The organism is Massilia paldalensis (genome assembly GCF_044901715.1).
GTDB classification, from domain to species: Bacteria; Pseudomonadota; Gammaproteobacteria; order Burkholderiales; family Burkholderiaceae_D; genus Telluria; species Telluria paldalensis.
The window spans coordinates 217269-228831 of record NZ_JBJCIU010000002.1 but is presented as its reverse complement, the minus strand read 5'-3'; the positions used below and the strand labels follow the sequence as shown (position 1 = coordinate 228831).

The following is an 11563-nucleotide window of genomic DNA, read 5'->3' as shown; positions in this document are numbered from 1 at the left end:
CTGAAAAACGTTGCATAAAAGTGACGTTTTTCTTCCGCCATTCATCAAATACTCCCATTTTGGTGCGTTGTGCCTTTGCAAAGCTACTTTCTGGTGCGAGACTGCACAACGCCGTCTCACATAACGACAATGTTTTTCACGCAACATTGTGTCGAGGCGACCAAGAAGATAGGCGTCAGAAGCCATCATTTCGTGGATTTTTACGTCAATACAGGAGACTGGGTGTCGCGCACATATGCACAAAAGACCGTTGACACCCTGCCATCCCAGGTGATTCCATTGCCGGCTTGGAAAAACCTTTCGTCACGTTTTTCCTGACAGTCGCATGAGCGATCGTGTACCACGGCCGTGCTACCCGCAGTCCGCCGTGCCCCAACCCCTAGGAGTTTTGTAACCATGATGGAAAAAGCTTTGTCCCGTTCGATCCGCCTGATGTGCCTGGGCAGTGTCGCCTTCGGGATGCACGCAGCCTACGCCCAAGAAGCGAATGCGCCGCTGCAGCGCGTCGAAGTGACCGGCTCGCGTATCCGCCAAGTCGACCTGGAGACCGCACAACCGATCCAGGTGATGACCCAGGAACAGATCCAGAAGACTGGCCTGGTCACCGTGGGCGACATCCTGAACCAGCTGTCGTCGGCCGGTACGCCGGACTTCAGCCGCGGCGGTGCGCTGACCTCGAACAACGAGAACGGCGGCCAGTACATCAGCCTGCGCAACCTGGGCTCGAACCGCGTGCTGGTCCTGGTGGACGGCAAGCGCTGGACCCAGACCGTCAACGGCTACACCGACATGTCGACCATCCCGTCGGCCATGATCGATCGCATCGAAGTCCTGAAGGACGGTGCTTCCTCGATCTACGGTTCGGACGCGATCGCCGGCGTGGTCAACATCATCCTGAAGAAGCGCCTGGACGGCGGCCAGCTGAGCCTGTACACCGGCGCCAACGACAAGGGTGACGGCAAGAACAAGGACTTCTCGCTGACCTATGGCGCATCGACCGACAAGGCATCCGTCATGTTCGGCCTGTCGCACACCGAGCAGGGCACCGTGTGGGCCAACAAGCGTGGCATCACCCAGTACGCCAACGGTCCGGATCACCCGGAAGACGGCTACGGCCTGGGCCCGTGGGGCCGCGTCTCGTCGACGGTTGCCGGCAGCAGCTTCCTGAACCAGGTGATCAACCACCCGGGCGGCGTGAGCGCCGATCCGCGTAACCCGGCCAACTACCACACCTACGACGGCAGCGTCATCGACGACAAGTTCAACAGCGCCAGCCAGATGATGTTCCAGATGCCGAACCGTCTGGACACGCTGTTCACCAAGGGCACGCTGGAACTGCCGTACGACATGCAGTTCACCACCACCGCGATGTACTCGCAGCGCAAGTCGTCGGCCCAGATCGCCGGCTACCCGCTGCAGAGCACCACGCAGCCGACCTACCCGGTCTACATCGCCGCGAACAACTACTACAATCCGATCGGCCAAGAACTCTCGTTCTCGCGCCGTACGATCGAAGTGCCGCGCGTGACCGACAATGAAAACCGCACCTTCCACGTCGACGCGACCCTGTCGGGCAACTTCGAAGTCAAGGGCAAGGCCTGGAACTGGGACGTGGGCTACAACCACAGCGAACAGCGCGGCTCGACCTACGGCACCGGCAACCTGAACCTGGTCAACCTGAAGCGCGCCCTGGGCCCGTCGTTCCTGAACGGCAGCGGCGTCGTCCAGTGCGGCACCCCGGATGCGCCGATCGCGCTGGCCGAGTGCACCCCGTTCAACATCATCGGCGGCCCGTCCGCGTCGACCCCGGAGGCGCTGGCCTACATCATGTCGACCGGCCAGGCAACCTACGGCAGCACCATCAACAGCGCGACCGCCAACATCAGCGGCGAACTGCTGCAGCTGCCGGCCGGCATGCTGGGCGTGGCAGGCGGCATCGAACACCGCGAAGTGCGCGGCTACGAGCAGCCGGGCCAGTTCGAGCAGTCGGGCTACTCGACCGACCTGGCAGGCAACCCGACCCGCGGCAAGTACCAGGTGCGTGAAGCCTACCTGGAAGCGAACATCCCGATCCTGAAGGGCGTTCGTTTCGCCGACCTGCTGAGCGTCGACCTGGCCTCGCGCTACTCGGACTACAGCAACTTCGGCAACACCCACAACAGCAAGGCCAGCTTCATGTGGAAGCCGAACAAGGACATCCTGGTCCGCGGTACCTGGGCCCAGGGCTTCCGTGCACCGACCGTGGGTGACACCTTCGGCGGCGGCTCGCAGACCTACGACACCTTCCTGGATCCGTGCGACAGCCAGTTCGGCGAAGCCGCGCGCAACCCGGTCGTGGCCCAGCGCTGCGCCCTGGGCGCTGGTTTCCGTCAAGTCGACCAGACCAACACCCCGATCACCAGCACCCGCGGCACGCAGAGTATCGCTCCGTTCCTGTCGGGCGCCGGCAACAACGCACTGCAACCGGAACGCGCGAAGACCAATACCCTGGGCTTCGTGTACAGCCCGGCCGCCGTGCCTGGCTTCTCGGGCTCGCTGGACTGGTACAACATCAAGGTCACCAACCTGATCACCGGCATCACCGCGAACGACGTTCTGAACTACTGCTACAACCAGAACATCTCGTCGTACTGCAGCTCGCTGAAGCGCGATGCCAACGGCCAGCTGGTCAACCTGTCGCGCGGCAACGCCAACCTGGGCTCGCTGGAAACCGAAGGCTGGGACCTGTCGTTCTCCTACCGCTTCCCGCGTAGCCAGTACGGCCAGTTCACCCTGCGTTCGGACTCGACCTTCGTCACGAAGTACGAGCAGAACCCGGGCGACGGTTCGGACACCATCAGCTACCTGGGCGACTACGACGAGAACGGCGTGGCCTACTACCGTGCCAAGTCGAACGTTGCGCTCGACTGGAACATGGGTAACTGGAGCGCCACCTGGACCGCCCGTATCTTCGGCCGCGTGAAGGACCTGTGCTACGACGACACCTCGTGCAAGTACCTGACCCAGGAAGCCAGCTTCGGCACCGGCTACAACAAGCTGGGCGCGATGGTCTACAACGACGTCAGCGTCGCGTACAAGACCTCGTGGAAGGGCACGATCATGGTCGGCGCCAACAACATCTTCGACAAGAACCCGCGCACCACGGTGCTGGGCGCCGCTTCGTCGTCGGCTGTTGACGCCAACCTGCCGATCGACCGCTTCGTCTACGTGCGCTACAACCAGGCCTTCTGATGACGGCGGCCACCCGGCCGCTTGCATGACAGCCTGACCGATGCCCGCCGGGTCCGCCCGGCGGGCATTTTCTTTGGTCGACGCCCATGGCCGCGACGCGGTATCATGAGCGTTTGGCCGCCGCCTCCCCTTCCCCGCGTGCGCGCCGTTACACCAACCGAACCATGGCCATCAAACTCAAGAACGACAAGGACATCGCCAAGATGCGCGTCTCCGGACGCCTCGCGGCCGAAGTGCTGGAAATGATCGGCGAGTACGTCGTCCCCGGCGTCTCGACCGAGGAACTCGACCGCCGCTGCAACGAATACATCCGCAAGGTGCAGAAGGCCACGCCGGCCAACGTCGGCTACCACGGCTTCCCGAAGACCCTGTGCACCTCGGTCAACGGCGTCGTCTGCCACGGCATCCCGAGCGAGACGGAAATCCTGCAGGACGGCGACATCATCAACATCGACGTCACCGTCATCAAGGACGGCTGGCACGGCGATACCAGCCGCATGTACTTCGCCGGCACCCCGTCGCCGGAAGCGAAGAAGCTGGTCGACACCACCTTCGACGCCATGATGGCCGGCATCCGCACCGTGCGTCCCGGCTCGCGCCTGGGCGACGTCGGCGCCGCCATCCAGAAGCTGGCCGAAGGCGCCGGCTACTCCGTGGTGCGCGAATACTGCGGCCACGGCATCGGCAAGGTCTACCACGAAGACCCGCAGGTGCTGCACTACGGCCGCCCGAACACGGGCCTGCTGCTCAAGGAAGGCATGACCTTCACGGTCGAGCCGATGATCAACCTGGGCGAGGCCGACGTCGAACAGCTCGACGACGGCTGGACCGTCGTCACGCGCGACCGCTCGCTGTCCGCGCAGTGGGAACACATGATCGCGGTGACGAAGAACGGCTTCGAGATCCTGACGCCCTGGCCCAAGGCATAAGGCGGCGACTCCCCGCCAACGAAAAAGCCCGCCGGTTCGCACCGGCGGGCTTTTTGTTTTCCTGCCGCCTGGCGAACCGGGCGGCATGGATGGCGCGTCAGAAGGTATAGCGCGCGCTGAAGTTGAAGTAGCGGCCGTACGGGTTGTGCAGGTCTTCGTTGAAGCCGGCGGTGACCGAGGAGCTGGTCGGATCGTACGGTGCCTTGGTGTCGAACAGGTTCTGCACGTTGGCGTTCAGGATCCAGTGCTTGAAGCCCGTGTAGGTGTAGCCGAGGTTGACCGTCACCCATTCCTTGATCGAGCACTTCGGATAGAACACTTCGTACAGCGGGTTCGAGGTGTCGCGGTCCTTGGCCGCGTCGGTCGGCTGCGCCTTGCCGTAATGGCAGAACGGCTGGGGATAGGTCGTGTCGCCGTCGTAACGACGCAGCAGCGAGATCGGACCCGTGTAGTTGATGCCGGCGTTGACGGCATGGTCGCCACGCGTCCAGGTGCTCGACAGCGTGCTCTTCCAGCGCGGCATGACGGTGCCGCTGCTCAGTGCCCAGTCGCTCAGGCCCGGGGCGGTGCCGGCCACGTTGTGCATGGCGTCGCCGTCGTTCTGCTGGATCTTGTAGGTCTGCACGTAGGTCGAGCGCAGCGTCGTCGACAGCGAACCCCACTCGCCCAGCTTGTTGCGCAGGCGTCCCTCGATGTCCACGCCGCCCAGCTCGGTCTTGCCCTGGTTGCGCCACGGCGTTGCGACCATCAGCAGCGAACCGGTGCCCGGAATCGGACGGCCCGAGGCATCGACCAGCAGGCTGGCCGTATTGGTGTCGCGCGACACGTTCTGCGGGAAGCGGTCCTCATCCTTCAGCGCCTGGTCCGAGCTGCCCAGGATGATCTCGTTGGTGCGCTTGATGTGGAAGAAGTCGAGCGTCATGTCGAAGTAGCTCGTCGGCGAGAAGATCAGGCCGATGTTGTAGCTCTTCGATTCTTCCGGCTTCAGGTCCGGGTTGAAACCGCCGGTACCGGCGATGCTGCGCGAGCAGTCCTGCGTGGTGCCGCCGCCCGGCAGCGGGGTGTTGTGGTCGGGGCCGCAACGCTTCGGATCCCATACGCCGGACAGGAAGTACTGGGCGCCGCCCGCCACGACCTGGCTCAGCGACGGTGCACGGAAGCCTTCGGCATAGGTGCCGCGGACAGCGAAGGTATCGCTGATGGTCCACTTGCCGCCGACCTTCGGCACGAAGTTGGTCTTGATGCTCGGGTACTTGTCGACGCGGCCGGCGAAGTCGAATTCCAGATTCTTCAGCACCGGGGTGCGGAACTCGACGAACGCCGACTTCACGGTGCGGCCGCTGTCGAGGATGGTATTGGCCAGGCCGTAGATCTGGCCCGAGGCGACCAGGGGATCCGGGTTCAGGTTGATCGTCTCGCGGCGCAGTTCGCCGCCGATCGCAACGCCGATCTTGCCGCCCGGGAGCTGGCCGAACTCGGTCGTCGCCTTGGCGTCCCACTGCGAGATCTGCGACTTGTTGTTGGCGACCACGTCATGGCCCAGGTTCGGATCGGCAGCCAGCGACGCCAGCGAACGGTTCTGGGTCATCAGGGTGCGCAGCACCGGCAGGTACAGGCGGCCGTAGGTGGTGTCGTCGCGCTCGGCGCGGTTCCACAGGCCCGCGGTCTCCCAATCCCAGCCAAAGTTGCTGCCGCGGAATCCGGCAACGGCGCGCACGCCTTCGTTCACGCTGCGCGAACCACCGCGCAGGTTCTCGAAGCGGTACTGGACCGAAGCGCGGGCATCGGTGAACGGATTGTCCGGATGGCCGATCGGCAGGATGGTCTGGTACGGCGTGGTGACGCCGGAATTGGTGAAGTTGGTGACGCTGGTCGTGCTGATCGTGATCGGGGCACCGGTATATTTGCGGTCCGAACGCGAATAGGCCACGTCCGCGAAGCCGACCACGCCCGTGCCGCCCAGCTTGATTTCGCCGTGGCTGATGACATTGATGTCGCGGCCCCAGCCCTGGGCTTCGAGGAACTGGTCGGCGTCGTAGTTACAGAAGGTACGGCCGAGATAGACGCTGGTCGGCAGCAGGCCCAACGCGGTGCTGCCCACCAGTTGCTGCGAGGTCGGGCAGCTGGTGTCGAAGCGCATATTGTTCGGGGCGGTTGCCTGCGTCACGCCGAAGCTGTTGCTACCGGGACGGGTTTCGCGGAAGTACGTCGCATACTTCGACACCGTGCTCGAATAGTTCGAACGGAAGCGGCCATTCAGGTCCTGCAGTTGCTTGTACTCGATGTCGGTGGCGTCGCGGCGCTTGGTACGGTCGCGCTGGTTGATGTCGCCGGTGATCATGAACGAGTAGCCGTCGGTGTCCAGGTTACCCTTGCCCCAGATGGCGTTGGCGCCCTTCTTGCGGAAGTTGCCGTCGTCGTTGGCGCCGCCGCGCGCCGAGATTTCCGCCCCTTCGTAGTTGGTCTTGAGGATGAAGTTGATGACGCCGGCGATCGCGTCGGAACCGTACACGGCCGATGCGCCGTCCTGCAGCACCTCGATGCGCTCGATCGCCGAGACGGGGATCTAGTTCAGGTCGTAGATGACGGAGTTGCCGTCGTTCGGATCGGCATACGGCGCCGGGGTCACGCGGCGGCCGTTCAGCAGGATCAGCGTCGAGGACGAACCCAGGCCGCGCAGCGAGGCGGTGGCCGCGCCCTTGGCGAAGCCGGAACCGCTGCCGAAGTCCTGGTTGCCATCGGTGCCCATCGACGGGATGTACTTCATCAGGTCGGACACGGTGGTCGCGCCCGTGTTCTTGATGTCCTGCGCCGTGACGACGCTGACCGGCGACGTGCCTTCCTTGTCGGTGCGCTTGATGTTCGAACCGGTCACGTAGACGGTGGCGGGAGCATTGGCGGTGGCGGTGGCACCGGTGGACGTCGTGGCGGCACTGGTGGTGCCGGACTGGGCAGCAGCATACGGAGCGGTTCCGATGGCGAGCAACACTGCGACGACGCCGGGTTTCAGCATGAGCGGTTTGTTCAAGTTCATCTCTCTTCGCGAATATTTTTGTAGTCAACGTGCATACAGCACAATTTCAGTTTGCCAAAGAGATTACTTTTGGAAAATCAATTTCTATTACATGCTCATGAATTTGTAAGAATATGTATCTTTTAGGCTACACGTAAATACTTCAATCTCCTGCGTTACGCAATTTTTAAGCAGAAAACTCATAAATAAGAGCGTAAAAGTTCGGTTTCTATCTCTTAAATAGACTTATATAGAAAATTTGGCCTGTGTTACAACTGCACACAATTCTTCCGCATACGCACCAAAGGCTCACCTGACGCACCGAAAAAGGGCAAAAAAAAAGCGCTCCCTCGGGAGCGCTTCGCTAGGCGGAACGGCTTATTTGGCGTTCATCAGCGCCACGGTGGTGTCCAGCATGCGGTTGCTGAAGCCCCACTCGTTGTCGTACCACGACGAGACCTTCACCAGGCGGCCCGAGACCTTGGTCAGCGTGGCGTCGAAGTTCGACGAGGCCGGGTTGTGGTTGTAGTCCACCGAGACCAGCGGGGCGGTGTTGTAGGTCAGGATGCCGGCCAGCGGACCGTCGGCGGCCGCCTTCATGATCTGGTTGATCTCGTCCACGGTCGTGTCGCGCTTCGCGATGAACGACAGGTCAACGATCGACACGTTGATGGTCGGCACGCGGATCGCGTAGCCGTCCAGCTTGCCGTTCAGTTCCGGCAGCACCAGGCCGACCGCGGCGGCGGCGCCGGTCTTGGTCGGGATCATCGAGTGCGTGGCCGAGCGGGCGCGGCGCAGGTCCTCGTGCATCACGTCGGTCAGCACCTGGTCGTTGGTGTAGGCGTGCACGGTGGTCATCAGGCCGTTTTCCAGGCCGATGGCATCGTTCAGCGGCTTGACCAGCGGGGCCAGGCAGTTGGTGGTGCAGGAGGCGTTCGAGATCACGGTATCCGACGCTTTCAGCACGTCGTTGTTGACGCCGAACACGATGGTGGCGTCGACGTCCTTGCCGCCCGGTGCCGAGATGATGACCTTCTTGGCGCCGCCCTTCAGGTGGGCCGATGCCTTTTCCTTGGTGGTGAAGAAGCCGGTGCACTCGAGCACGACGTCCACGCCCAGTTCGCCCCAGGGGATCTCGGCCGGATTGCGCTGTGCGAACACGCGGATGCGGTCGCCGTTGACGATCATGAAGTCGCCGTCGACTTCGACGGTGCCCGGGAACTTGCCGTGCGTGGTGTCGTAGCGGGTCAGGTGGGCGTTCGACTCCGAATTGCCGAGGTCGTTGATCGCCACGATCTGGATGTCCTGCTTCTTGCCGCCTTCGTAGAAGGCGCGCAGGACGTTGCGGCCGATGCGGCCATAACCGTTGATTGCTACTTTGATCGTCATTTATTCACTCCTGATTGAAAAAAATTCATCATCACGCAAGCATAGCGCGAAAATCGGCCGCGCGCTCCCGTCTCCTGGCGCGCGCGGCGGAGTACATCAACTCAAAGACTTATGCCAGCACCGACTTGACCTTGCCGACGACGTTCTCGACCGTGAAGCCGAAGTGCTTGAACAGCACCGGCGCCGGGGCCGATTCGCCGAAGGTGTCGATGCCGACCACGGCGCCTTCCAGGCCCACGTACTTGTACCAGAAGTCCGTCACGCCGGCTTCGATGGCCACGCGCGGGATGCCCTTGCCCAGCACCTGCGCCTTGTAGGCGGCGTCCTGGCGCTCGAACACGTCGGTCGACGGCATCGACACGACGCGGACCGGAATGCCCTGGCCGGCCAGCGCGTCGGCCGCCTTCATCGCCAGTTCGACTTCCGAACCGGTGGCGATCAGCACGGCGCGCGGCGCGTGCACGTCGCGCAGCACGTAGCCGCCCTTGGCCACGTTGGCGACGGTGGCGCCATCGCGTTCCATGTAGGGCAGGTTCTGGCGCGAGAAGATCAGCGTCGACGGGCCGTCCTTGCGCTTCAGGGCCTCGCCCCAGGCCACCATCGATTCGGTGGTGTCGCACGGACGCCAGTTGTCCAGGCCCGGGATCAGGCGCAGCGACGAGACGTGCTCGATCGACTGGTGGGTCGGGCCGTCTTCGCCCAGGCCGATCGAGTCGTGGGTGAACACGAACAGCGAACGGATCTTCATCAGCGACGCCATGCGCAGCGCGTTGCGGCTGTAGTCCGAGAAGGTCAGGAAGGTCGCGCCGAACGGGATGAAGCCGCCGTGCAGGGCGACGCCGTTCATCATGGCGGCCATGCCGAATTCGCGCACGCCGTAGTTGATGTGGTTGCCCGGGGTGCCCGAGCGCACCGGGACCGATTCCTTCCAGTTGGTCAGGTTCGAGCCGGTCAGGTCGGCCGAGCCGCCCAGGAATTCCGGCAGCACGCCGGCCAGCGCCTGGATCGCGTTCTGGCTCGCCTTGCGGGTGGCGATGGTTTCCTTCTTCTCGACGGTCGAGGCGACGGCGGCGGCCAGCGTTTCCTCGAACTTGCCCGGCAGCTCGCCCTTCATGCGGCGCTCGAATTCGGCCGCCAGTTCCGGGTACTGCGCGCGGTAGCCGGCGAACAGGGTGTCCCACTCCGCCTGCGCGGCCGCGCCCTTCTGCTTCTGGTCCCAGGCTTCGTAGATCGGGGCCGGGATGTCGAACGGGATCGCATCCCAGATCAGGTGTTCGCGCACCGCCGCGACTTCCTTCTCGCCCAGCGCGGCGCCGTGCACCTTGTCGCCGCCCTGCAGGTTCGGCGAGCCCTTGCCGATGATGGTCTTGCAGCAGATCAGCGTCGGACGGTCCGAATTCTTCGCCTGGGCGATCGCCGCATCGACGGCGGCCACATCATGGCCATCGACGTCGGGGATCACGTTCCAGCCGTAGGCCGCGAAGCGCTTCGGGGTGTCGTCGGTGAACCAGCCTTCGACCTTGCCGTCGATCGAGATGCCGTTGTCGTCGTACAGCCAGATCATCTTGTTCAGGCGCAGCGTGCCGGCCAGCGACGCCACTTCGTGCGAGATGCCTTCCATCAGGCAGCCGTCGCCGACGAAGGCGTAGGTGTAGTGGTCGACGATGTCGAAGCCCGGACGGTTGAATTCACGTGCCAGCAGCCACTCGGCCAGCGCCATGCCCACCGCGTTGGCGATGCCCTGGCCCAGCGGACCCGTGGTGGTCTCCACGCCCGGGGTGATGTGCACTTCCGGGTGGCCCGGGGTCTTGCTGTGCAGCTGGCGGAAGTTGCGGATGTCGTCCATGGTCAGGTCGTAGCCCGACAGGTGCAGCAGCGCATAGTGCAGCATCGAACCGTGGCCGTTCGACAGCAGGAAGCGGTCGCGGTTCATCCAGCCCGGATTGGCCGGGTTGTGGCGATAGTGGCCATCCCACAGCGCGACGGCGATCTCGGCCATGCCCATCGGCATGCCGGGGTGGCCGGAGTTAGCTTTCTGAACGGCGTCCATCGCCAGCGCACGGATCGCGTTGGCCATCAGGGTGGTGGTTTGCAGAGATTTCATGGGTGCGGTAGGTACTGAGGATTGGGAAGCGGGTGGCGTTGCGGCGTGCCTTAACCGAGTATTTTACCAGACAGCGGGTTCCCGGACTTAAAATGCCGGCTTGTCCTTTCCTGTCCATTGCCGTCCATGCCACGCTTCTACTGCCCGCAACCGCTTCCTCCCGGCGCCATCATCGACCTGCCGGAACCCGTCGCCCACCACCTGCACGTCGTGCGCCAGCAGGCCGGCGACGAGCTGGTGCTGTTCAACGGCGAGGGTGGCCAGGTGCGTGCCCGCCTGGTCGACATCGGCAAGCGCCGCGCCAGCGCCGAAGTCCTCGCCCACGACGCCGTCGATGCCGAACTGCCCTTTGCCGTCACGCTGGCCCAGGGCCTGCCGGAAGGCAGCAAGATGGACTGGATCGTGGAAAAGGCAGTCGAGCTGGGCGTGACGCGGATCCAGCCGCTGGCGGCCCGGCGCTCGGTGGTGAAACTGGCCGGCGAGCGCGCGGAAAAGCGCCTGGCGCACTGGGAGGGCGTGGTAGTGAGCGCTTCCGAACAATGCGGCCGCAACCGCCTTGCCGGCGTGGCCCCGGTGCAGGAATTCGGCCGCTGGATCGCCCAGCCGCAGGATGGCGCCTTGCGCATCCTGCTCAGCCCCCGCGCGGACGCCTCGCTGGCGCAATGGGCGCAGGCCAACCCGGCCCGCGACGTGGTACTGCTGGTCGGCCCCGAAGGCGGCTTCAGCGACGAGGAAGAAGCGGCGGCCGTCGCCGCCGGCGCCCTGCCCCTGTCGATGGGACCGCGCGTGCTGCGTACCGAGACGGCGGGCCTCGCCGCGCTGGCTATCCTGGCGGCGGGATGGGGCGGGATCTGACGCCGTACTCCGTACTATATATAGTCAAACAACGTCGTCCCC

6 protein-coding genes and 1 pseudogene are annotated in these 11563 nt (G+C 64.0%); 3 read left to right on the top strand and 4 right to left on the bottom strand.

Annotation, left to right across the window (positions count from 1 at the left end; genetic code table 11):
* Positions 1-411: 411 nt before the first annotated feature.
* The gene (locus tag ACI1V7_RS10795; RefSeq protein WP_404531762.1) at positions 412-3231 is read left to right on the top strand and encodes a TonB-dependent receptor domain-containing protein; all 2820 of its coding nucleotides are present in this window, start codon (positions 412-414) and stop codon (positions 3229-3231) included.
* Between the two features lie 164 nt (positions 3232-3395).
* Positions 3396-4160, top strand: a complete 765-nt coding sequence (gene map, locus ACI1V7_RS10790; RefSeq protein ID WP_404531761.1) for a type I methionyl aminopeptidase — start codon at positions 3396-3398, stop codon at positions 4158-4160.
* A gap of 97 nt (positions 4161-4257) precedes the next feature.
* Here the strand turns inward: map and ACI1V7_RS10785 are convergent, their stop codons facing one another.
* From ACI1V7_RS10785 to tkt, 4 genes and pseudogenes are all read right to left on the bottom strand, one after another.
* The gene (locus ACI1V7_RS10785; RefSeq protein WP_404532510.1) at positions 4258-6300 is read right to left on the bottom strand and encodes a TonB-dependent receptor domain-containing protein; all 2043 of its coding nucleotides are present in this window, start codon (positions 6298-6300) and stop codon (positions 4258-4260) included.
* Positions 6301-6654: 354 nt separating this feature from the next.
* A pseudogene (locus tag ACI1V7_RS10780) lies at positions 6655-7173 on the bottom strand (TonB-dependent receptor); the annotation flags it as partial.
* Between the two features lie 378 nt (positions 7174-7551).
* On the bottom strand, positions 7552-8562 hold the full coding sequence (gene gap / locus ACI1V7_RS10775) for a type I glyceraldehyde-3-phosphate dehydrogenase (protein ID WP_290412200.1): 1011 nt from the start codon (positions 8560-8562) through the stop codon (positions 7552-7554).
* Between the two features lie 109 nt (positions 8563-8671).
* A complete protein-coding gene (gene tkt / locus ACI1V7_RS10770) occupies positions 8672-10666 on the bottom strand; it encodes a transketolase (protein ID WP_404531760.1) in 1995 nt (664 codons plus the stop codon).
* Positions 10667-10792: 126 nt separating this feature from the next.
* Between tkt and ACI1V7_RS10765 the strand changes: the two genes are divergently transcribed.
* Positions 10793-11521 (top strand): 16S rRNA (uracil(1498)-N(3))-methyltransferase, encoded by a 729-nt coding sequence (locus ACI1V7_RS10765; RefSeq protein WP_404531759.1) that lies wholly within the window; start codon positions 10793-10795, stop codon positions 11519-11521.
* Positions 11522-11563 lie beyond the last annotated feature (42 nt).

What these genes read in the sequence shown, in the direction of transcription:
- map (WP_404531761.1), top strand. Translation starts at nt 3,396, where the DNA reads ATGGCCATCAAACTCAAGAACGACAAGGACATCGCCAAGATGCGCGTC.
- ACI1V7_RS10785 (WP_404532510.1), bottom strand. Translation starts at nt 6,300, where the DNA reads ATGCGCTTCGACACCAGCTGCCCGACCTCGCAGCAACTGGTGGGCAGC.
- gap (WP_290412200.1), bottom strand. Translation starts at nt 8,562, where the DNA reads ATGACGATCAAAGTAGCAATCAACGGTTATGGCCGCATCGGCCGCAAC.
- tkt (WP_404531760.1), bottom strand. Translation starts at nt 10,666, where the DNA reads ATGAAATCTCTGCAAACCACCACCCTGATGGCCAACGCGATCCGTGCG.
- ACI1V7_RS10765 (WP_404531759.1), top strand. Translation starts at nt 10,793, where the DNA reads ATGCCACGCTTCTACTGCCCGCAACCGCTTCCTCCCGGCGCCATCATC.